Origin of the sequence: Rhodococcus sp. NPDC056743 (genome assembly GCF_042790355.1) — a bacterium.
Classification (GTDB): Bacteria; Actinomycetota; Actinomycetes; order Mycobacteriales; family Mycobacteriaceae; genus Rhodococcus_F.
The window spans coordinates 1-21,050 of the sequence record NZ_JBHTZI010000014.1 but is presented as its reverse complement, the minus strand read 5'-3'; the positions used below and the strand labels follow the sequence as shown (position 1 = coordinate 21,050).

Here is a 21,050-nt window from a genome sequence, read left to right as displayed (position 1 = left end):
TCCTGCTGATATTGAGATTCTATAAGTTTGAGAATACTATTCTCTCAAACGAGATAGGATCTTCTCAATGAAGCATTTGTACACGCGAGACGGGGGATGCGCTAGCCCCCATCCCCCGGTGAGGAGCCAAGGATGAGCGGCCAGAGCGTCCTTGTGTTCGACGAACAGAAATACAGCCGAGAAGAACTCGAAGCGCTAGCCGACGGACTTGCATCGCGGCTGGTTCGGGACGGCGTCGTGGCTGGTCAACGCGTTGCTCTCATGTCGTCGAATCGTCCGGAGTTCGTTGTCGCGGTACTCGCGATCTGGCGCGTCGGTGCCGCTGTCGTGCTCATCAGTCCGGCGTGGAAGAGCGTCGAGGTGGCGCACGCGCTGGCGACGACAAGCCCCGCGTATGCGATCGGCGACAATCCGGTGCTCGCGGAACTGATGCCGATGCTGAGCCTTGACGAGTCGGTCTCGTGCAGCACCGACACACGCGGCACCGGAACGTTCGGCGAGCCCGATCCCGCGTCGGATGCAGTTCTCGTCTTCAGTTCGGGAACAACCGGCCTACCCAAGGCAGTCCGGCACACTCACGCATCGTTTGCTGTTGCCGTCGATCAGTGGCGAAACGTGCTGGAGTTGACGGAACGCGATCGCATGCAGATCGTGACTCCGCCTTCACACATACTCGGTCTGCTCAACATCGTCACGGCTCTCGAGTCCGGTGCGTGGCTGCGGCTTCACCGCCGATTCGATCTCGACACGATGCTGCACCACATCGAGGTAGACCGGATTACCGTCGAAATGGCCGTGGCGCCCATCGCTTTGGCTATCGCTTCCCATCCGAAGCTCGAATCGTACGATCTCTCGTCGCTGCGCTACATCATGTGGGGTGCAACGCCGGTGACACCGAGCGTCGCCGAAGAAGTCACGCGGCGAACAGGTGTCGGGTGGATGCCGGCGTACGGTGCCAGTGAGCTACCCGTCATCGCGTGCAACCCGATCGAGGGTGCGCAACTCGACAGCGTGGGGCGTGCGGCACCGGGAGTGAGCCTTCGAATTGTGTCGACCGAGACCGGCGACGTGCTCGGCCCTGGCGAGACCGGAGAAATCCAGGCCCTGTCGGCTTCGGTCATGGCCGGCTATCTTCCCGCCGAGGAAACCGCCGGCGCGTTCGCCGACTGTTGGTACCGAACCGGTGACGTCGGACATCTCGACGACGACGGTTGGCTGCGAATCACCGACCGCCTCAAGGAAATGATCAAGGTACGCGGCTTCCAGGTAGCGCCGGCCGAGATCGAAGCAGTCCTGCACGGACACCCCGACGTCGCGGATTGCGCGGTGTTCGGAATTCCCGACCCGAAAGACGGCGAAGCGATTGTTGCGGCCGTCGCGACAAACGGTTCGATCGGTGAAGCGGAACTCATGGAACTCGTAGCGGGCCGCATGGCCGGCTACAAACGCCTACGGCGAGTGGTGTTCGTACCCGAAATTCCTCGCCTGCCCTCCGGCAAGGTGTTGCGCCGAGAACTCAAGGAGCGCTATGGACGTACGTCTGACTCATGAACAGCGGCAGCTGCGTGACGCTGCCGCAAAACTGGCCGATGATCTGGGGCCGGGCTCGGTCCTCGATTTGGAAGATGCCACCCGGAACGCTCGTCTGGAGAAGGCGGTAGCCATCACCGGCTGGCGTTCACTCCGATCGGACGGCGCGTCGGGTGTCGAAGTTGCCATCGTCGCAGAGGAATTCGGCCGCGGTCTGGTCGACGTTCCGTTCCTCGGACCGGTACTAGCCGACGACCTACGTCGTCATGTCGCCGACGATCAGCTCACCTGGGCGATAGCTGTCGGTGACGAGGCGGTCGACGCGACCGGACTCGAGCATGCTCTTGTCCTGCGCGAGAACAAGGCCTTCGCCGGCCGAGTCGGTTCGGTAGCTGCCGGCGCCGATCTGACTCGAGGTTTTGCCGAGTTGCTCGAGGACGGGGATTCGCTCGGCGAAATCTCGACGGACGACGTGACGCGGTGGGAGGCACTTGCACTCGTAGCTACCTGCGCCGATCTGGTCGGAACGGCACGGGGCGCTCACCATGTTGCGACCGAGTACGCCAAGGTCCGTGAGCAGTACGGCACGGCCATCGGGTCGTACCAGGCTGTTGCGCATCTGTTGGCCGAGGGTCTCGCACTGATCGAGGGGTCGGTGAGTGTGCTCCGGTACGCGGCGTGGGCCGTGGACGAGCTGCCGCCGGCCGAGGCGATCGCGGCAGCGCGGATCGCAAAGATCTACTGCGCGCGGGCAACTCGAACAGTGTGTGAAACCGCAGTGCAGGTGCACGGCGGAATCGGTAACACGTGGGAGTGCCTCGTGCATGTGTACCTGCGGCGGGCATTGACGTCCACCGAACTGTTTCCCGTAAGGCTGGAGGAGATCGACCTTGGACTTTCGTGATTCGCCGGAAGAAGCCGCTTTCCGAGACCGACTGAGGTCATGGGCAGCTGAGCGGGCAAAAGCATTCCCCAGTTCGGGGGACGAGTACTGGGCACGGCAGGGTGAGTGGCATCAGGCGCTGTACAGCGGCGGATTCTTCGGCGCTTCGTGGCCCAAAGAATATGGTGGACAAGAACTGCCGCCTGTCTACGACGTCATCGTCGACGAGGAACTTGCTATTGCCGGTGCTCCGCCTCGGCCCAGTCTCGGATACCTGGTACACGGACTCGGCAGGCATGGCAGTGAGGATCTTCGCCGTCGATTCCTTCCGGGAATGATCAACGGCACCGAACGATGGTGCCAGGGATTCAGTGAGCCAGGTGCGGGTTCGGATCTTGCCTCGCTCACGACCACCGCCACACGGGAGGGCGACGAGTACGTCATCGCGGGCCACAAGATCTGGACCAGCTACAGCGATGTCGCCGATTGGTGCCTGCTCTTGGCACGGACAGAACCCGACGCAAAGCGTCACCGCGGACTGACCGCATTCATCGTCTCGATGGACCAGCCCGGTATCGAGCAGCGTCCGCTCAAGATGATGAACGGTGTCACCAAGGAGTTCGGCCAGGTGCTCTTCGACGGTGCGCGTGTGCCGGTCGATCAGATGGTCGGCGCTCCCGGTGAAGGCTGGGCGTTGGCCATGACCGTTGTCGGGCACGAACGTGAACCGTCCACGCTGGGGTACGCGGCGCGGTACGGCAAACTGGTCCGCCAGCTCGCAGCCAGGAGTGATGGACCACCGTCCACGGAATTAGCTTGGGCTGCAGTGGAAACAGAAATGCTGCGGCTGCACGTGCGTCGCCGGCTGTCGGAGCAGCTGGACGGACTCTCCCACGGCTCGGAGGGCTCGCTCGACAAGCTCCTCATGACCTGGGTGGATCAAGCCGTCGGACACGCAGCGTTGACGGAGGCGGGTAGCCGCGACACCGAGATGCTCGGGTCGTACCTGTACAGCCGCGCCCAGAGTGTCATGGGCGGAACATCACAAATTCAGAAGAACATCATTGCCTCGCGCATTCTCGGATTGGGAGTTTGACATGTACGACATGCCCGAAGAGATCGACGTCCGCGCAGAAGGCTCGCTGCGGATCATCACTCTCAATCGACCGGACGCGCTCAACGCCGTCAACGACAGCTTGCACACCGGCTTGGCGGAGTTGTGGCCGCGGCTCAGCGCGGATCGTGACGCGCGTGCCGCAGTGCTCACCGGCAACGGCAAGGCTTTCTCGGCGGGTGGCGATTTTTCCTACCTCGCGGAGTTGGCCGAAGACTCCGAGATGCGTGCTCGCACAATCGCGCACGGTCGTGATCTGGTGCTCGGAATGGCGCGGTGCCGGGTTCCCGTGATCGCGGCAGTCAACGGCCCGGCCGTCGGTCTGGGATGCAGCCTCGTTGCGCTGAGCGACATCGTCTACATTGCAGAATCCGCCTACCTGGCGGACCCGCACGTACAGGTCGGATTGGTTGCCGCCGATGGTGGACCGCTGACGTGGCCGCTGCAGATCAGTCTGCTGCTGGCCAAGGAATATGCCCTGGCCGGAACGCGCATCGGAGCTGAAAAGGCCTGCACGCTCGGCCTTGCCAACCATGTGTCTCTCGATCCGCTTGCCGACGCCATCGAGTGCGCGAAAAAGATTGCCTCGCAACCGCGTCAGGCTGTCGAGAGCACCAAGCGGCTGCTGAACATGCACCTGGAGCGGGCGATTCTGGCCACGCTCGACTTTGCGACGACAGCAGAAGAGCTGACCTTCCAGAGTGAGGATTTCCGGGACAACATAGCGAAGCTCACCGCTGTGAAGAGCTGAATCGGAGAAGTCGGAAGAGGCTGGGCACCAGGGGATCTGTGCCCAGCCTCTCCTTTTCGCGTCACCTACACTTGGAGACGATCTCTTCGGCGAACTTCTCGATCGGGGCTCGGTACTGCTCCGCGCTTCCCTTCAAGTGTGAGTGGTCGCCGCTGTGCTGGAGATCCCAGTTGGCCCAGGGTGAGCACATCACACCGGTGATGCCGATGTCTTCTGCCCGCTTGTAGAGGTCAGGTGTCCGTTCGTCGAACAATCCGAGAATGATCTCGAAAGGCTCGTTTTCGCGTCCGTATTCGCGGCGGTAACCCTTGATTCGGTCGATCCATACTGTGGCGTCTTCCAGCGTGTATGCAGTACCGACCCAGCCGTCGCAGTAGCGCGCTGCACGTTTGAGGGCGGCAGCAGATTCGCCGCCGCAGAGAATAGGGACCGGTGCGGGCGGGTGTGGTTCGATCATCATTTCAGGAATGTCGTAATACTCGCCCTTCCAGGACACCCAGCCACCTTTCCACAATGCTCGCAGAGCCTGAACCATCTCGTTGAGTCGAGGTCCGCGGTTGTCGAAGTCCTGGCCGAGCAGTTCGAACTCCTCGCGCATCCAGCCGGCGGAGAGTCCAATGGACACGCGGCCGTTGGACAGTGCTCCCGCGGTGCCCACCTGTTTGGCGACTTCGAGGATAGGGCGCGCGGGCGCGATGTAGACGTTGTTGCCGAAATGCAGGTTCTCGGTTACTGCGGCCATTGCACCGATGAGGACCCAGGCATCGGGCCATTCGGTGTCGGGTTGCCAGTATGGAACCCCGCTTTCCGTTGCAGGATAATGCGTTTTGAGTTCACGCGGGAAGATGAGATGGTCCGATACGAGGACGCCGTGATAGCCGTTCTCGTCGAGCATCTTTGCGACGGCAGGCATCTCGGCGGTGTTCATGAAGGCCGTACCGGTCCAGAATTTCATGCTTCTGCCCTGTGCTGACGGCTGATTGTCGAACATGTGGAAGTCATGCGGACACAGTATGGGAATGCGATTCAAGTTGTCGGAGAACCAGAATCTTCGATTGTGTCTGCAGGACAACGCTTTTCGTAGTATCTCGCGACCGGGTCGGGGGCGCCGTACTGCTGCCGACGCCCCCGGGCGTCGCGGTTCGGCAAGTTACTTCGGGGGGAACCGCAGTGCGCCGTCGAGGCGGATGACCTCGCCGTTGAGGTAGTCGTTCTCCACGATCGAGGAGACCAGCGTGGCGTACTCCGGTGAGCGGCCCATACGCTGGGGGTGCGGAACCTGCGGTCCCCAGTACGCCTCCAGCTTGTCGCCGGCCTTGCCGTAGGCAGGCGTGAGGAATGTGCCGGGCGCGATCGTCACGACCCGGATGCCGAGCGGCGAGAGGTCGCGTGCGGCAACAAGAGTCATGCCGACAACGCCGCCCTTGGCTGCGGAGTAGGGGAGCTGGCCGATCTGGCCTTCGTACGCGGCGATGGACGCCGTGTTGATGATGACCCCGCGGCCGGTCTCGAGAGCCTCCTGACGGCCCATCGCTGCTGCCGACAGACGCATCACGTTGAACACCGAGATCAAGTACGAATTGATCGTGGTCGTGAACGCCTCCAGGCTCATGGCGCTGCCGTCCTTGCCGACCAGCCGGCCGCCACCGGCGGGGCCGCCGTGGCAGTCGACCGAGATGCGCAGCGGACCCAGCGATTCGGCTTCGGCGATTGCGGCAAGGACGCTGTCTTCGTCACCGGCGTCGGTGCGGACGTATCGAACGCCGAGTTCGCGCTCGAGTTCCTTGCCCTTGTCGTCGGCCACGTCGGCTACGACGACCTTTGCTCCCTCCGAGTGGAGACGGCGAACCGTAGCCTCGCCGAGCCCTCCGGTGCCACCTACGACGATGGCGGAACAACCGTTGATCTGCATTTTGATTTCCCTTCTTGCAAGTATTGATCTCTGTTGAGAGAATAATGTTCTCATGAACATCACCATGATTGCAGAAATGGCCGCATCGAGTTGCGATCGGGCCGTAGTGACCGTCGAGAATCGGTCATTGACCGCCGCGCAACTCCTTGCCCTTGCCCGCCGCGCCGCCGACCGATTCCGGCAATACCCTGCCGTGCTCTACCTCGGCACAAACCACCTCGCGTACCCCGTCGCGCTGTTCGGCGCCGCGATGGCCGGGGTTCCGTTCGTGCCACTCAACTACCGACTGGGCGATCAGCAGTTGGCTGCCCTGATCGACCGCCACCCCGGTGCACTGGTGCTGCGTCTCGACGATCTCGACGATCTGATCGACATCGAAGCGATACAGCAGGATTCGGCCGAATCTGATGCCCCCGCTCCACAGTGGGACGGTGACAGCGTCGCCGCAATCATCTACACCAGCGGAACCACCGCTGATCCCAAGCCCGCGATACTCCGACATCGGCACCTACTCGCGTACGTGCTCAACACCATGGAGTTCTCGTCGGCCGACGAGAGCGATGCGTCGTTGGTCGCTGTTCCGCCCTACCACATCGCAGGCCTGACAAACCTGCTCTCCAACCTCTACACCGGGCGTCGGATCGTTTATCTGGCCGCATTCGACGCCAACGTCTGGCTCGACACCGTCCGGAGTCAGAGCGTCACGCACGCGATGCTCGTTCCCACGATGCTGGCGCGTGTTGTCGCCGAATTGGGGGACAACGATGCACACACGCCGTCTCTCGCGAGTTTGGCGTACGGCGGATCGAGAACACCCCGGCCGGTACTCGAGCATGCGCTGCGAAGCTTCCCTGACACCGGATTCGTCAATGCCTACGGCCTCACGGAGACAGCGTCGTCGGTGGCAGTTCTCGGCCCCGACGATCACCGGGTTGCTTTTGCCTCTGCCGATCCGGCAGTGCGTGACCGACTCGGGTCCGTCGGAAAAACGCTGCCGGGCATCGAGATCGAGGTGCGCAGCGAGGACGGCGATCCGGTCGGTGCCGGCGTCACCGGCCTGGTATTCGTTCGGGGCGAGCAGATTTCCGGCGAATACGGCAACCGGAGTGTGCTCGACGAGAACGGCTGGTTCGCCACGCGTGATCTCGGTCGACTCGACTCCGACGGTTTCCTGTTCATCGAAGGACGCGCGGACGACACCATCATCCGAGGGGGTGAGAACATCGCCCCCGCAGAAATCGAGGACGTGCTTCTTGCGCATCCCGCCATCATCGAGGCTGCCGTGATCGGCGTTCCGGATCCTGAATGGGGACAACGGATAGTTGCCGTCCTCGTCGGCGATGTCGATGAAGCAGAGATCAAGGCGTGGGTCAAGGAACGACTGCGATCGTCCAAGACTCCCGACATCGTCGTGTTCCGACACGAGCTCCCGAAGACCGAAACCGGAAAACTACTGCGCCGCGTTCTGCTGGCCGAATTGGAGAACACCCATGCCTGAAGCAATTATCGTCTCCGCACTGCGAACCCCCATCGGTACCGCCGGTAAGGGAACGTTGCGCGACACCACCGCTCACGATCTTGCTCACCACGTCGTCGCGGCGGCAGCAGAAACACTCGATGCCAGTCAGATCGACGACGTCATGCTCGCCGAGGGGCTGTACGGCGGCGGCGTGATCGCGCGCCACGCGGCAATTACCGCCGGCCTGACGACAGTGCCCGGCTTGGCCCTGAACCGGCACTGCGCGGCCAGTCTGGGCGCGGTGCAGGCCGCTGCAGGCTCCATCCGTTCCGGGATGGACAAGCTGATCATCGCCGGTGGCGTCAACTCCGCGTCGACCAGCCCGCGGTCCTTGTTCCGTGTCGACGGCGAATTCGTGCCGTGGATGTCCCCGACGCACCCGGATCGCCCCGATGCACCGAACAAGGACATGTCGATCACGGTGGGCTGGAATGCCGCCGTGAAGGCCGGAGTCTCGCGCGAGGACATGGACGCGTGGGCTCTGCTCTCGCACCAGAAGGCAGTGAGCGCCATCGACGAGGGGCGGTTCAAGGAAGAGATCGTACCCATCAGCACTCCTCACGGACTCTTCTCCGTCGACGAGCATCCGCGCCGCGAAACGAGCCTGGAGAAGCTCGGCTCGCTCAAGGTGCTGCACCCCGAGATCGAAGGCTTCAGCATCACCGCCGGAAATGCGAGCGGCGCCAACGACGCTGCTGCGGTTCTCACTATCGCCAGTAGCGAACTGGGAATGCCGGGATTGGGAACGGTCAAGTCGTGGGCATCCGTCGCGGTTGATCCCGCCTTCACGGGTCTGGCTCCGGTCGAGGCAATTCCGAAGGCGTTGGCACGCGCGGGAATGTCGCTGGCCGACGTGGATCTGTTCGAGATCAACGAGGCGTTCGCGGCGATGTGCGTCGCGACGATCAAGATGCTCGGAATCGATGCCGATCGGGTCAACGTCAGCGGCAGTGGGTGTTCGCTCGGACATCCCGTGGCAGCCACCGGTGCGCGCATGCTGGTGACCCTGGTGCACGAGCTACGACGACGCGGCGGCGGGATCGGTGTGGCGGCCATGTGCGCCGGCGGCGGTATGGGTTCGGCGACGGTCATCGAGGTTCCGGCTCCGTGATGTCGACTGTGAGATCGACTGGCACCGAGAGGTATTCGAATATTCGATGACGCTCACTACCGTTGCAACGATCGAGGATCTTGTCACCGCGGCGCGCTCAGGTTCACTGCGCGCCGCGGGCCGCCTGTTGAGTTTGGTCGAAAGCAGCCGACGAGAAGAAGTTCTCGACATCGTCGGTTCACGGCCGGTGCGAGTGGTCGGGGTGACCGGCCCACCCGGCGCAGGCAAGTCCACCACCATCGCAGTTCTCGTGCGGGCATACCGCCAACGTGGACTGCGGGTTGCCGTTCTTGCAGTCGATCCTTCCTCGCCGTACAGCGGCGGCGCATTGTTGGGTGATCGAATACGGATGGCAGAGCACATCGACGACGCCGACGTGCTTATCCGTTCGGTGGCCACTCGCGGTCACCTGGGTGGTCTGGCCGTTGCCGTGCCGGCAGCGATCCGCCTCCTCGCGGCGCTCGACTACGATCTGATTCTGCTCGAATCGGTGGGCGTCGGACAATCGGAAATCGAGATATCCGCTATCGCGAATCCCGCAGTCGTTGTCCTCAATCCCGGTGCAGGAGATGCTGTTCAGGCTGCCAAGGCCGGGTTGCTCGAGGTGGCCGACATTCTCGTGGTAAACAAAGCAGACCGAGAGGGTGCCGATCAGACGGTCCGTGATCTGCGCGCCGAGGCCGGAGTACCCATCCTCAAACTGATTGCATCACGCGGTGAGGGTGTCACCGAACTGGCGGATGTGATCGACGCTCACCAGCGATCGGACACGTTTGCACGTCGAACCGCGCGAGCGCGAGTCCAGATTCTGTCCCTCGCGCAGTCGAAGTTGCGCACCCACCCCGAACTCGACGATCTGGCCGACGCCGTCGCAGCCGGCAGCAGCGATGCATACACCGCTGCTGCGCGACTGCTCGGAACGTCGGGTTCTGCTTAGCTCAGATCGGCGACAATCTGCGGAAGATCGTGTGTTGTACGGATTCCCGGAGCAGCAGCACAGACAGAGAGGATGGCGTTGACTGCCCGGTTGGCCGTGTAGGCCGGGGCGGTCTCGCTCATCCTCTCCAACGGGATGGGAAAACGCAGATCGATGTCGAGCGGCGCATCCCCGTCCACGTCGATATGCCAGCCGGTGTCACGAATCTTCCAGTCGACGTCGAGTTCGCTCGAGCAGTACCACGTTGCGCAGAAGCTCAGAAGTTCTCGCCCGGCATGTGTGCCGCTCACCGTGATTCGTTGCGCGGCAACGGTGCCTGCTTCCAGGGTTCCTGCCGCGATCTGGACTTCGGTTGGGGTGGTGGCCAGCTCGCCGCGGGCGTCCACGGAGTCCAGTGGCAGGCCGATGGACTCGGCGATCAGCTGCAGTGACGGACCGAAGTTGGACTTCACGTGTGCGATCCGGTTCTCGTCGAAATCGGTCGGGGTGAGCCCGAATCCCATGACGTCGAAGAGTATCCCGGGTGAATTGCGTTGGGAGAGATCGGCAAATTCACTGATCGCCAGGTGGTTCAGGCGACGTTGAATCGAGCTCAACACCAGGGGGAGCGCCTCGGTCACAAATCCGGGGCTGCTGCCGGTGCTGTGGATCGACGTTCCTCCGGTTCGGCACGCGGCTTCGATACGTTCGCGCAGCGCTGGGTCCATCCCGGCGGGGTAGTGAAATTCTCCCCGGGTGGTGACGATGTTCGAGCCGGCGGCGAGGATGCGGCATACTTCGTCGGCGTCGAACTGGCGCGGCATGTACAGCACACAATCCGCGCCCAACCCGATGGCGTCGTCGATGCTGTTGGTGGCCAGCACCCCGGCGTCGTCGATGCCGCACAGTTCACCGGCGTCGCGACCGGCTTTGTCGGCCGAATGTACGTATACACCGGCCAATTCCAGATTTGCGTGTTCGATGACGCCGCGCAGCGAGCGTGTGCCGATGTTGCCGGTGGCCCACTGAACCACCCGATAGGGCCGGGGCACGGTAATTTCCTGAACAGTACTGTCGGACAGGGTAGTCGAACTCATATCACACCTCGAAGGTCGGTCGATTTCTACCGAGCAAAGGTTGTCACGGTAGGCGAAGCAAAGCTTCCTGCGCGTACGAGGCAACGAGGTTGCCGTCCTCGGAAAACACGTCGCCACGGCCGAAGCAACGGCCGTGAGCTGTGACGGGGCTGTGCTGGCGTAGTAGTAGCCACGAGTCGGTCGTGAAGGGCCGATGGAACCACAGGTTGTGTGAGGTGACTGCGGAGGTGAAGGTGGTTCCGTTGCCGAGTTGACTCAAGCCGTCGACGGGGCGCAGGGCTGTGCCGATCAGTGTGAGGTCGGTGGCGTAGGTAGCGAGGGCAGGCGCGAGGTTCTTGCCTACTTGCGGTGTGCGCATCCACATCTCGAAATCGGGTGTACCGATGTCGGTGGAGTTGAGGTCGACGGCGGTGCGTATTTCCCACGGGATCAGGTCGACGTCGGTCCGGAACTCTTCGCCGAGTAACGGCGCAATGCTGTTCTCGGACTGCCGATCCGGGCCGTCCTCGGGAGCGTGCATCGAGATCAGGGACGTAGCGATGACGCCTTTGGATTGGCGCGCCACGATGGTCAACGTGGCGAAGGAACGGCCTTCGTGCTGACGCGTTACTTCGTAGCGGACGGTCTCGTCGGCGCTACCTTCCCGGGCAAACAGGGAGTGAAGGGACTTGATGCTTTTGTTCGGGCAGGTCAGTTCGGCCGCGCGGACGAACTGACCGAGAATCTGCCCGCCGAAGAGTCGGTGGTACGTCAAATGCAGGTTAGGGCCCTCGAAAACGAGGGTGGTCGCATTCTTGTCGGTATCAGTTCGTCCGGTCGTCTGCGGTTGCAGGTCGAGGCAGGCGAGGAGGTCGTTCCATAACTCGGACATCGGCCGAGTGTATATAAAATTTCCTCAATTGAGAATGAAGTTCTCAAAGTTGTTTTCAGCCCTTGTGTGCGAACCCCTGAGAACAGAAGGCCCAGACCTCGTCGGAAGAAATGGGATGCACGGTCGCGTCGTCAGGGGCGCCGCTGGACTGCGCAATGAACATCACCGTCTGCATGGTCATGGCGGCAATTCGGCGGGGGTTGACGCCCTCGCGCAGCTGACCTGCTTCGCTCACCTTTTCCATCAACTCGACAAAAAATGCGAGAAGTGAGGAGTGTGCAACTTTGACCTCGGCCGGATGTGACAGAAGCAGTTGTGGGGCGAAATCGGTGAACAGCGGTCGCTGCGCAGCCGGGTCGGGACGGCAGAACTCGAAAAGAAGCTCGACGGCGATCTTGAGTTGGTCCATCGGCTCGGACGTTCCGGCCGTCGCTGCGCGGATCTGTTCGGCGCTGCGACTCAAGGCGTCTTCGAACAATGCCAACAGTAGTTCGTGCTTACCGTCGAATTGGAGGTAGAAGCTACGCAAGGACAGTTTCGACCGGTCGACCACCTCTTGCACGGTGAAGTCGGTGGTGCCTTTTTCGGTGATGATCGACTGTGCCGCATCGAGGAATCGCTGCACGCGTTGCTCTGCGCGAAGCTTTGCGGTCTTGATGGAACGCTCGACCGACCGTTGCTTCCATGCCGGCTCTTCGCTGGGCGTGGTCACCACTGCACCAGCCCCCTTCCGATTGTCAAAAACATGTTTGCACTGTACCGGAGATGTAAGCGCCACAGTGGAATGACCAAGTGTTATTTGCATTTTAGAGACTCTTACTTTCGCTAATCGAGAATGGTATTCTCAATCGATAATGCACCGCAGCTCCGACAGGGAGGCAGTTCGGGATGCTCTTCGAGTTCGACTCCGATCAGCGACTATGGCAAAACACCGTGCGCGAAGTGACGGCGAAGGAATGCCCGTCCGCGCTGATCCGGGACGTCGTCGACAACGACGCCAACCCAGTACAAATTTGGAAAACTTACGTTTCACTCGGTTGGACCGAGTTGACCGATCCTGATACCGCAGTTGAATTGGCAATCGTGCTGGAAGAGTTGGGCCGAGCGACTGACCCCACTCCCTATCTGGCGACAATGACACAATTTGCCCCACTTGCAAGCGAGTCGATCGATCCCGAGCAGCCGGGAACGGCAGTATTCGAGGGCATCAGCGCCAGCCGCGACGGAGATGGGTGGCGCCTGGACGGCACGGCGCACCGCGTACTCGACGGTGATCGCGCCGAGAAATTAGCGGTCGTCACGTCGGCGGGAGTCTTTGTCGTTCCGGCCGCGGACGTCACCACGACGCGCAGTCCGATTTTCGATCCGGTGCTTCACGTTGCGGAAGTGTCGTTCGACGGCGTCCGGGTCGGCGTCGACCAGCGCAGTAGCGCAGATCCGGCACGGGCAATGGACCTCGCGCTCACCGGAATGGCGCTCACGACGGTCGGAGCGTGTCAGCGCATCCTCGACTTGGCGCTCGACCACGTGCGTAACCGGAAGCAGTTCGGCTCTCTCATCGGCTCGTTCCAGGCTGTTCAGCACAAGGCTGCCGACATGCACCTTGCCATCGAGCGTGCCCGCGCCCTCGCGTATTACGCAGCGCTGACGATTGCCGAGAACGACCCGAGACGACGGTTAGCCGCGTCCATGGCCAAGGCTGCAGCCGGGGAGTGCCAATCGCTGGTGTTCCGCAACGGAATGCAGCTGTTCGGAGCGATGAGCTTTACCTGGGAAAACGACCTACAGTTTGCGCTCAAGCGTGCCAAAGCCGGTGAGCTACTGCTCGGCGGTGCGGCACAGCATCGGGCGCTGATCGCCGAGGAGTACCGTGCAACTCAACTTTGACGCCGACGTAGAGGAATTCCGGGCCGAGTTCCGCGCTTTCCTGGACGAGAATCTTCCCAGCGAGGCGCAGGCCGCTGAGCGCGCCGGGTCCAGCGCGGACATTCCGCAGTGGGCTCGCGCCTGGCAGCGCCTGCAGTTCGACAACGGTTGGCTGTTGCCGGGCAACCCGCCGGAATTCGGTGGGCGGGACGCCGGGATTCTCGAGCAGTACGTGCATTTGGAGGAACTCTCGAAGCGGCGGATCTACCACAGCTTCAATCCGCAAGGGCTGGGCATCATTGCCGCGTCGTTGCTCTCCTTCGGCACCGAGGAGCAGAAAAAGCAGTGGGCCGCACCGATATTGCGTGCCGAGATCACCGCTGCGCTCGGTATGAGCGAGCCCGGTGCAGGTTCGGATCTCGCGTCGCTGCGCACACGGGCCGATCGTGACGGTGACCATTTTGTGGTCAACGGCCAGAAGGTCTGGACATCCGGCGCGCATGACGCCGACGTGATCCTGACCTTTGTCCGCACCGATCCCGACGCTCCGAAACATCAGGGCATCAGCGTGCTGATGATCCCCACCGACTCGCCCGGCTTGGTTCGCCGGCCTTTTGCATCCATTTGCGCAGACGATGATCTCGACTTCAACGAAGTGTTCTTCACCGATGTGAAAGTCCCGGTAGAAAACCTGATCGGTGAACTGAACAAGGGGTGGTCGGTGGCAACCGGTTCGCTCGGACATGAGCGAAACCTGTTGTGGCTCAGCTTTGCCGATCGCCTGCAAGATCTGATCGCGGACTTCCATCCGGCGACGGACATCGACCGGGATCACTACGCGACCCTCGTGATGGACCATCAGGCGCTGCGTCTGCTCGGTTCGGCGGCGTTGGCGCGCGCTGCTCGCGGCGAGCAGGACGTGGCCGCCCTGTCGATACTCAAACTGCTCGGTTCCGAAGCGGTACAACGCTCTTCGGAAGAGGCCCTGATCGCTGCCGGACCTGAAGGTTTGGTACATCCGGCTTTGACATCGGCGTACAACCCGATGGACAACGAGGCCTTCAGTTCGAGTTGGTTCGAACGTTATGCACGAAGCTTCGCCGGCACGATCGCCGGTGGAACCTCCGAAATCCAGCGCACTATTGTCGCCGAGCGAGTGCTCGGCCTTCCCCGAAGCTGAGGAGCCTGACATGTACATTCTCTACGAGGTGGCCGACAAAATTGCGACCATCACCCTCAACCGTCCCGAAGTTGCGAACGTCCAGAACATGCAGTTGCTCGACGAACTCGACGCAGCCTGGACCCGTGCGGCCGAGGACGACGATGTCGCGGTGATCGTGGTTCGTGCTGAGGGCAAGCACTTTTCGGCCGGTCACGACCTCAATGATCGTTGGCCGTCGCCCAAGGAGATCACCTTGGAATGGATCTACCGCGCCGAAAGCCGTAGATACCTGGAATACACGTTGCGCTGGCGCAACACTCCCAAGCCGTCGATTGCGGCTGTTCAGGGCCGCATCATCGCGGGTGGGTTGATGCTGTGCTGGCCGTGCGATCTGATCATTGCGTCCGAGGACGCCTTGTTCTCCGATCCGGTTGCGCTCATGGGAATTGGCGGCGTCGAATACCACGGTCACACTTGGGAACTCGGTGCCCGTAAGGCAAAGGAAATCCTCTTCACCGGTCGTCCGGTGACGGCCGAAGAGGCTGAGAAGACCGGCATGGTCAACAAGGTGGTGCCGCGCGATCAGCTCGACGCCGAGGCCCGCGCCCTGGCCTTGCAGATTGCCGAGATGCCGTCCTTCGGCCTCCGTCAGGCCAAGCGTGCCGTCAACCAGACACTCGACGTGCAGGGATTCTACGCAGCTGTTCAGTCGGTGTTCGACATCCACCAGACCGGTCACGGCAATGCTCTCAGCGTTTCGGGCTACCCGATCCTGGTGAAGCTGGACGAGATGAAGGAAAAGATCAAGTAGGGCCTTCTGCCCTGTGCGCCTTTCTGGTAGTTCGAGCTACCGGAAAGGCGCGCAGGGTCATTACCACCGTGCGGGCGCAGGCTTCTCCAACGTCAATGGACGTTCGTACGACAAATCCTCACGGTCGCGGGTGCCGACGAGGTAGCCCTTCTCTGTGAAGAAGGGTGATTGCAGCACCCGAGCGTCGGCGACGAACATTGCCTCGACGGTTGATCGTCGAACTGCGATGCGCCACTGTTCCTCTCGCCGTTCCAGGCGATCGAGATAGCGTCCACTGATGAATTGCGCGCTTTTGCCGTCACTGCCGACGAGGACAACGATGACGTAGCTTTCGGCATGCGCGACCTCGCCGTCGATGTCGCACGAGTGCGTGGTGATGTTGTGCGTGTGTACCTGCGAGGTTTCGGCGTGGGCAGTGTTCGCCCATTCACCGTATTCGGGGCCCGTATTGGTTGCGAACCCATGTTCGTCGACGCCGTTGTCATGGTATGCGGCGGTGATGAGATCGATGTCGTGACGATCGCATCCGCGGGCGTGCCGACTGATGCAGTCCAGAATCGCGGTGCGATCCATGAGATAACGAACATCTTTCTGCAGTGTCTCGAAGTGCTGGGTCTCGGGCGATTTGTCGAGTGTCATCCTCTGCTCGTTTCAGCTGTGTGATGTCGGCGGTGAAGTCTGCCGCGATAGACGTATCGGACTATACAGTTGTATAGTCCCATCGTGGCGTGATTCGACCGGCGGTCATATTTCTCCGTCGAGGTCAATCCAATTCTCTGGCAGCATGATTCAAGCCATATGATGGCCGGGATCAGCCATTCCAACCTTGGAGGAATCATGCGAATCGGATTGACCGGCGGCGCTTCGTCCACCGACAAAATTGTCCAGCAAGCGCAACGAGCAGAGGCAGACGGTTTTACCTCACTCTGGTATGCCAGCACAGTCGCCGGTGATCCGCTGACCGCCCTTGCGGTAGCGGGGCGGGCCACGACGTCGATCGAGCTCGGAACTGCTGTTCTGCAGACCTATCCGTGCCATCCCCTGCTGCAGGCGAATCGCGCTGCTGCCGTATCAGAGGCCATGGGACGCAAGGGATTCACCTTGGGGCTCGGACCTTCGCACGAATCGCTGGTCCGTGACGTGTACGGCTTGTCCTACGAGCGCCCGGGTCGCAATACCGAAGAATATGTACAGATCGTCACCGCACTGCTTCGCGGTGAAGACGTCGACTTCCGCGGCGCGGACTGGTCGACGCGCAGTGCGGGCAGGATGGCCAAGGTCGTCCACGACGTGCCGGTGCTGCTCTCCGCCATGTCGCCCCGCATGTTGCGGGTGGCAGGGCAATACGCCGCCGGAACGGTGCTATGGATGGCGTCGGGCAAGGTAATCGACTCCCACATTGCTCCCGCGCTACATGCTGCTGCAGAATCTGCGGGTCGGCCCGCACCTCGAATTGTTGCAGGCTTGCCGGTGGCAGTTCACGACGATGCCGACGAAGCTCGCGCCGCTGTCGCAGCAAACGCCACCGCTTATGCCGGAATGCCCAATTATCAAAGGGTTCTCGACGCCGGCGGTGCAAGCAACCCGGCGGATGTGGCGATTGTCGGCAACGCTCGATCGGTACGCGCTCAATTGCAGTCTCTGCTGGATGCCGGCGCCACCGATATCTGGGCTGCCGTCTTCCCCGTAGGCGCAGACCGGAAGGAATCCGTTCGCCGCACCACTGATCTCCTCGCCGAAATGGCAACCCGGTAGCTCACGCCGGTGCCTGACCGATTGGACCTGTCGCAAGCAAGCGGCACCGGTGCCCGCGCGCCGGTGCCGCTTGCTTGCATCGAACTCGTAGCTCAGCTCAGTTGCGTTAGGCGCGGAGCATAACCCTGGGTGCGGATGAGTGCCCCGGCCTCGCGGGTGAGTTCGCGTGCGCTGCCGAGTAATCCGTCGAGAAGCATGGCTCGACGGACGTGATGGTGAAGGTCGTGTTCGGCTGTGAAACCGATCCCGCCGAGTACTTGCTGGCAGTGGCGGGCTGTTGTCAGTGCAGCTTTGCCGGCAGCGGCCTTCGCGAGAAGTGAGCCGAGGTCGTCGGTCGCGGTATTCAGCGTTGCTTCCGCGCCCTCGATGGCGACCAGCGTCTCGGCAAGCCGATGGCGAACGGCCTGGAACGATGCGACCGGCTTGCCGAACTGCATGCGGTTCAAGGCATGGGTGCGAGCGAGGTCGAGCATTGCGCGACTGGTTCCCACCAACCACCATCCGAGTGCCCGGCGACCCGCCGCGAGTGGGACGGTGTCACCGGCCTCTACGACGCGGAGCGGAACATCGGTGTCCAGTGTTGTTCCTGGTCCCTCGCTCCGCTCCCACCGGATCCAGCTCCCACCGGAGTACGGGAGCGCGACGGTACCGCCGGCGGGCAGACTGAGTGCGGTATCGGCCAAGACCACATCGTTGATCAGGGGTGCATGGGCGCCGGTCTCGCCGAGGAGCCGAAATACCAGGGGCACTGCTGTATCGGGCATTTCGGTGAGCATCTCGATCCAGCCGAGTTCGGTCATGGCCGCATCGAGTTCGGTGCCGGACACACTGAGCATCGTCTTGCGCAGCGTTTCGGTGAGCAGATTCAGCTCGTCGTCGTGCATGCTCATTCCTTCCCCAGATCCAGCAGTCGCCGCGCGATGATGTTGCGCTGAATTTCAGCCGTACCGCCGTAGATGGTGGCTGCACGCGAGTACAGGAACTCCGACCGCCATGGCGTCTCGTCGAGTTCGATGGTGCCGGGCAACAAGTCGCGCACGGTATCGAACAACTGCTGCTCGGAGGTCGCCAGCAGCACTTTGTCGATCGACGTCTCCGGGCCGATCTTTGCGCCCTCCGCCAACCGGGTTTGCGTCGCAAGGGACCGGGCTCGCACGGTGTGCAGTGCCAGGTAGGCGGCACCGAGTTCGGCGTCATCTGTTGCGTCTGTGTCGGATTCGGCGATCAACTGGTCCAGGCGTGAGAACAGGTACGCGATCCGATGCCAGAAGCAGGTGGAACGCTCATGGGGAAGCAGATCCATCGCCACCCGCCAACCGTCGCCCGGCTTGCCGAGCATCCGGTCCGCCGGAACAACAACGTCGTCGAAGTAGACCTCGGCGAACTCGTCGACTCCGTGCATGGTGCGCAGGGGGCGAACGGTGATGCCTGGGGTGTCCATGTCCACGAAGAACGCGGTAATTCCATCATGGCCCGGCCCGGTACGGGTGAGTAGGACACACCGCGCCGAGTACTGAGCCAACGACGTCCAGACCTTCTGGCCGTTGACAACCCAGTTGTCCCCGTCTTGAACTGCCCGGGTGCTCAGCGACGCGAGGTCGCTACCCGAACCGGGCTCGGAGAAGCCCTGGCACCATTGCTCACGTCCACTGAGTAGGTGCGGAACCATCTCCGCGGCCAACTCCGGGCGAGCATACGAAATCATCGTGGGAGCCAGGACTTCGATCATCGAGTAGATGCCGGGTTCGGCGAGGCCACGGGTCGCAACTTCCTCGCCGAGCACCGCACGCAGGACGGCGGGCCCGCCGAGTCCGCCGACCTCCTCCGGCCAGCCGTACCGCATCCAACCTGCGTCGAACAGTGAAGCTCGTACACGGGCGAGCTGTTCTACCTGGCCGTCGAGCGAATGATCGGTTCCGGGGGATAGATCGTTTTCGGCCAGCCAGGTCGCAACGGCCGACCGAAATTCGGGGACGTTCATGCCCCCGGACGATCAAAGGCGTGAGGAATACCCGAATCGTGATCGCCGTTGCGGCGCAGGAACGTCATCGCCCGCGTCTGCAGTCGCCACCCGTCCTCGGTGCGAAGGTACGTGTCGCTGTAGTAGCCGATCCGCATGTCGTGCGTTGCATGATCGACGAAACACAGCGTCTGGCTTCCGGTTGCGGTGTTGTCTCCGGTGAATTCGACGACCGGCGTCCCTGTCATGAACAGCCCCTGGGGAGCGGCCGCAACCAGTGCGGGAAACTCGTCCAGCGGGTACTTGTCGCCGAAAGCGCTGTACGTGCCGTCCGGAGTGAACACTGCGACAACACCGTCGACATCGCCCTTGGTCATGTTGACCGCATAGCGAGCGAGAAGTTGCGAGATCTCCATGATCTCGTCAGTTGTTGACATAAATCTTTCCGCCCTTCATGACGAAGCCGACGCGCTGGGTAACCGTGATGTCCTCCAACGGATCTCCGGGTACCGCGATGATGTCGGCCAGTAGACCTTCGGCCAGGCGGCCACGGTCGGTGACGTTGATGAGATCTGCTGCGACGGTGGTGGCCGCGCGCAACACCGAGATGTTGCTCATGCCGCGAGAGACGAGGGCTACCAACTCGTCGGCATTCTTTCCGTGCGGGATTGCCGGCGCATCGGTGCCTACGGCGATCTTCACACCGGCGTCGTAGGCGGCCTTGACCGAAAGGCGTGCGCGCGGGAACATTTCGGCTGCCTTGGCCTGGAGCTCCGGCGCGGCCTTGGATGTATCCATGGCGTCGGCCAGACGCGTGGTCGGCACCAGGAAGGTGCCGTGTTCGACCATCATCGCGATGGCCTCGTCGTCGACGAGGAATCCGTGCTCGATGCAGTCGATACCTGCTTCGATTGCCGCCTTCACCGCCTCAGCACCGTGCGTGTGCGACGCGACACGCAGTCCGCGTCGGTGCGCCTCGTCCACGATCGCCCGCAGTTCCTCGTTGGAATAGTGTTGCGCACCAGGTAGTCCGGTGTGCGACATGACTCCGCCCGAAACGCAGACTTTGATCAACTGAGCGCCGTGCTTGATCTGGTAGCGAACAGCCTTACGACACTCGTCGACACCGTTGGCGATGCCTTCTTCGATTGTCAGGTCCAACACTCCCGGTGCAAACGCCGCGAACATCGTCGGATCGAGGTGGCCACCCGTTGGAGTGATCGCGTGGCCGGCCGGGATGATCCGTGGGCCGTCGACCCAGCCCGCGTCGATCGCCTTGCCGAGAGCCACGTCGAGCAGGTAGCCGCCGGTCTTCACGAACAGTCCGAGGTTGCGGACAGTGGTGAAACCTGCGCGCAGAGTGCGGCGCGAGTTACCCACGGCACGCAGCATGCGGAGCGGGGGATCATCCTGAACCGTTGAGTAGACCGGCTTTTCGCCGCGCCCACCCATCAGGAGGTTGACCTCCATGTCCATGAGGCCGGGAAGAAGAATCTGGTCGCCGAGGTCGACGATTTCTCCTTCGGGTGTTCCGCCGATTCCGACGATCTTGCCTTCGTCGACCTTGATGACGGCCGGCCGGACGATCTCGCCGCTGTCGACGTCGAGCATTCCCGCTGCTTTGAGTGTGATCATGTTCAGTCCCTTGAAGATCAGACGATCAGAAGATCGGGTCAGACGACGGGTTCGACGGTGAGGGCTACGTAGGCGGCGCCGCTGTCGGGGACGCGTGGTTGTTTCCAGACTTCGATGGGGAAGGTGACCATGACGAAGGATTGCATGAGGTGTACGA

The 21,050-nt window shown here is 62.2% G+C and carries 21 protein-coding genes; 11 read left to right on the top strand and 10 right to left on the bottom strand.

Going from position 1 to position 21,050, the window contains the following annotated elements; translation table 11 throughout:
- Positions 1–132 precede the first annotated feature (132 nt).
- The 4 genes from ACFRFQ_RS27945 to ACFRFQ_RS27930 are packed head-to-tail and all read left to right on the top strand — an operon-like array spanning position 133 to position 4,278.
- A complete protein-coding gene (locus tag ACFRFQ_RS27945; RefSeq protein WP_378664869.1) occupies positions 133–1,551 on the top strand; it encodes a class I adenylate-forming enzyme family protein in 1,419 nt (472 codons plus the stop codon).
- Entirely contained in the window at positions 1,529–2,434 is a 906-nt protein-coding gene (locus ACFRFQ_RS27940; protein ID WP_378664868.1) for an acyl-CoA dehydrogenase family protein, read from the top strand. The genes ACFRFQ_RS27945 and ACFRFQ_RS27940 overlap by 23 nt, the downstream gene beginning before the upstream one ends.
- Entirely contained in the window at positions 2,421–3,509 is a 1,089-nt protein-coding gene (locus tag ACFRFQ_RS27935) for an acyl-CoA dehydrogenase family protein (RefSeq protein ID WP_138870324.1), read from the top strand. Before ACFRFQ_RS27940 ends, ACFRFQ_RS27935 begins: the two co-directional genes overlap by 14 nt.
- A 1-nt stretch (position 3,510) precedes the next feature.
- A complete protein-coding gene (locus ACFRFQ_RS27930; RefSeq protein WP_378664867.1) occupies positions 3,511–4,278 on the top strand; it encodes an enoyl-CoA hydratase/isomerase family protein in 768 nt (255 codons plus the stop codon).
- A 61-nt stretch (positions 4,279–4,339) separates the two neighbouring features.
- Here the strand turns inward: ACFRFQ_RS27930 and ACFRFQ_RS27925 are convergent, their stop codons facing one another.
- Together ACFRFQ_RS27925 and ACFRFQ_RS27920 are read right to left on the bottom strand one after the other, a co-directional pair.
- Positions 4,340–5,233, bottom strand: a complete 894-nt coding sequence (locus ACFRFQ_RS27925) for a TIGR03619 family F420-dependent LLM class oxidoreductase (RefSeq protein WP_378664866.1) — start codon at positions 5,231–5,233, stop codon at positions 4,340–4,342.
- A gap of 195 nt (positions 5,234–5,428) precedes the next feature.
- Positions 5,429–6,190: an SDR family NAD(P)-dependent oxidoreductase gene (locus ACFRFQ_RS27920; protein WP_378664865.1), complete on the bottom strand. Its 762-nt coding sequence runs from the start codon at positions 6,188–6,190 to the stop codon at positions 5,429–5,431.
- A gap of 52 nt (positions 6,191–6,242) precedes the next feature.
- Between ACFRFQ_RS27920 and ACFRFQ_RS27915 the strand changes: the two genes are divergently transcribed.
- Genes ACFRFQ_RS27915 through ACFRFQ_RS27905 form a run of 3 tightly spaced genes read left to right on the top strand, consistent with a single transcriptional unit; the run spans position 6,243 to position 9,757 of the window.
- Positions 6,243–7,688: a class I adenylate-forming enzyme family protein gene (locus tag ACFRFQ_RS27915; protein WP_378664864.1), complete on the top strand. Its 1,446-nt coding sequence runs from the start codon at positions 6,243–6,245 to the stop codon at positions 7,686–7,688.
- Positions 7,681–8,820, top strand: coding sequence for a thiolase family protein (locus tag ACFRFQ_RS27910; protein ID WP_378664863.1), 1,140 nt, complete (start codon positions 7,681–7,683; stop codon positions 8,818–8,820). The genes ACFRFQ_RS27915 and ACFRFQ_RS27910 overlap by 8 nt, the downstream gene beginning before the upstream one ends.
- A gap of 46 nt (positions 8,821–8,866) precedes the next feature.
- Entirely contained in the window at positions 8,867–9,757 is an 891-nt protein-coding gene (locus ACFRFQ_RS27905; RefSeq protein ID WP_378664862.1) for an ArgK/MeaB family GTPase, read from the top strand.
- On the opposite strand, the gene ACFRFQ_RS27900 is transcribed toward ACFRFQ_RS27905, so the two are convergent.
- The 3 genes from ACFRFQ_RS27900 to ACFRFQ_RS27890 are packed head-to-tail and all read right to left on the bottom strand — an operon-like array spanning position 9,754 to position 12,416.
- Entirely contained in the window at positions 9,754–10,833 is a 1,080-nt protein-coding gene (locus ACFRFQ_RS27900; RefSeq protein WP_378664861.1) for a dihydrodipicolinate reductase, read from the bottom strand. The two genes, ACFRFQ_RS27905 and ACFRFQ_RS27900, sit on opposite strands and share 4 nt — an antisense overlap.
- 43 nt (positions 10,834–10,876) lie before the next feature.
- Complete coding sequence (locus ACFRFQ_RS27895) at positions 10,877–11,704, bottom strand: acyl-CoA thioesterase (protein ID WP_378664860.1); 828 nt, start codon at positions 11,702–11,704, stop codon at positions 10,877–10,879.
- A gap of 55 nt (positions 11,705–11,759) precedes the next feature.
- Positions 11,760–12,416 (bottom strand): TetR/AcrR family transcriptional regulator, encoded by a 657-nt coding sequence (locus ACFRFQ_RS27890; RefSeq protein ID WP_230590427.1) that lies wholly within the window; start codon positions 12,414–12,416, stop codon positions 11,760–11,762.
- A 176-nt stretch (positions 12,417–12,592) separates the two neighbouring features.
- On the opposite strand from ACFRFQ_RS27890, the gene ACFRFQ_RS27885 reads away from it, so the two are divergent.
- Genes ACFRFQ_RS27885 through ACFRFQ_RS27875 form a run of 3 tightly spaced genes read left to right on the top strand, consistent with a single transcriptional unit; the run spans position 12,593 to position 15,543 of the window.
- Complete coding sequence (locus ACFRFQ_RS27885) at positions 12,593–13,591, top strand: acyl-CoA dehydrogenase family protein (RefSeq protein ID WP_378664859.1); 999 nt, start codon at positions 12,593–12,595, stop codon at positions 13,589–13,591.
- Positions 13,575–14,750, top strand: coding sequence for an acyl-CoA dehydrogenase family protein (locus tag ACFRFQ_RS27880; RefSeq protein ID WP_378664858.1), 1,176 nt, complete (start codon positions 13,575–13,577; stop codon positions 14,748–14,750). The genes ACFRFQ_RS27885 and ACFRFQ_RS27880 overlap by 17 nt, the downstream gene beginning before the upstream one ends.
- Before the next feature lie 10 nt (positions 14,751–14,760).
- Positions 14,761–15,543, top strand: coding sequence for an enoyl-CoA hydratase (locus ACFRFQ_RS27875; RefSeq protein ID WP_378664857.1), 783 nt, complete (start codon positions 14,761–14,763; stop codon positions 15,541–15,543).
- 60 nt (positions 15,544–15,603) lie between these two features.
- Here the strand turns inward: ACFRFQ_RS27875 and ACFRFQ_RS27870 are convergent, their stop codons facing one another.
- Entirely contained in the window at positions 15,604–16,182 is a 579-nt protein-coding gene (locus ACFRFQ_RS27870; RefSeq protein ID WP_378664856.1) for a nuclear transport factor 2 family protein, read from the bottom strand.
- A gap of 198 nt (positions 16,183–16,380) precedes the next feature.
- On the opposite strand from ACFRFQ_RS27870, the gene ACFRFQ_RS27865 reads away from it, so the two are divergent.
- Positions 16,381–17,298 (top strand): TIGR03564 family F420-dependent LLM class oxidoreductase, encoded by a 918-nt coding sequence (locus tag ACFRFQ_RS27865; protein WP_378664855.1) that lies wholly within the window; start codon positions 16,381–16,383, stop codon positions 17,296–17,298.
- 92 nt (positions 17,299–17,390) lie between these two features.
- Here the strand turns inward: ACFRFQ_RS27865 and ACFRFQ_RS27860 are convergent, their stop codons facing one another.
- Genes ACFRFQ_RS27860 through ACFRFQ_RS27845 form a run of 4 tightly spaced genes read right to left on the bottom strand, consistent with a single transcriptional unit; the run spans position 17,391 to position 20,893 of the window.
- The gene (locus ACFRFQ_RS27860; RefSeq protein ID WP_378664854.1) at positions 17,391–18,188 is read right to left on the bottom strand and encodes an acyl-CoA dehydrogenase family protein; all 798 of its coding nucleotides are present in this window, start codon (positions 18,186–18,188) and stop codon (positions 17,391–17,393) included.
- Positions 18,185–19,279 carry an acyl-CoA dehydrogenase family protein gene (locus ACFRFQ_RS27855; protein WP_378664853.1) on the bottom strand — a complete coding sequence of 365 codons (1,095 nt, stop codon included), beginning with the start codon at positions 19,277–19,279 and terminating at the stop codon, positions 18,185–18,187. The genes ACFRFQ_RS27860 and ACFRFQ_RS27855 overlap by 4 nt, the downstream gene beginning before the upstream one ends.
- Positions 19,276–19,695 carry a nuclear transport factor 2 family protein gene (locus ACFRFQ_RS27850; RefSeq protein WP_378664852.1) on the bottom strand — a complete coding sequence of 140 codons (420 nt, stop codon included), beginning with the start codon at positions 19,693–19,695 and terminating at the stop codon, positions 19,276–19,278. The genes ACFRFQ_RS27855 and ACFRFQ_RS27850 overlap by 4 nt, the downstream gene beginning before the upstream one ends.
- Positions 19,682–20,893 (bottom strand): amidohydrolase family protein, encoded by a 1,212-nt coding sequence (locus tag ACFRFQ_RS27845; RefSeq protein ID WP_138870306.1) that lies wholly within the window; start codon positions 20,891–20,893, stop codon positions 19,682–19,684. The genes ACFRFQ_RS27850 and ACFRFQ_RS27845 overlap by 14 nt, the downstream gene beginning before the upstream one ends.
- Positions 20,894–21,050 lie beyond the last annotated feature (157 nt).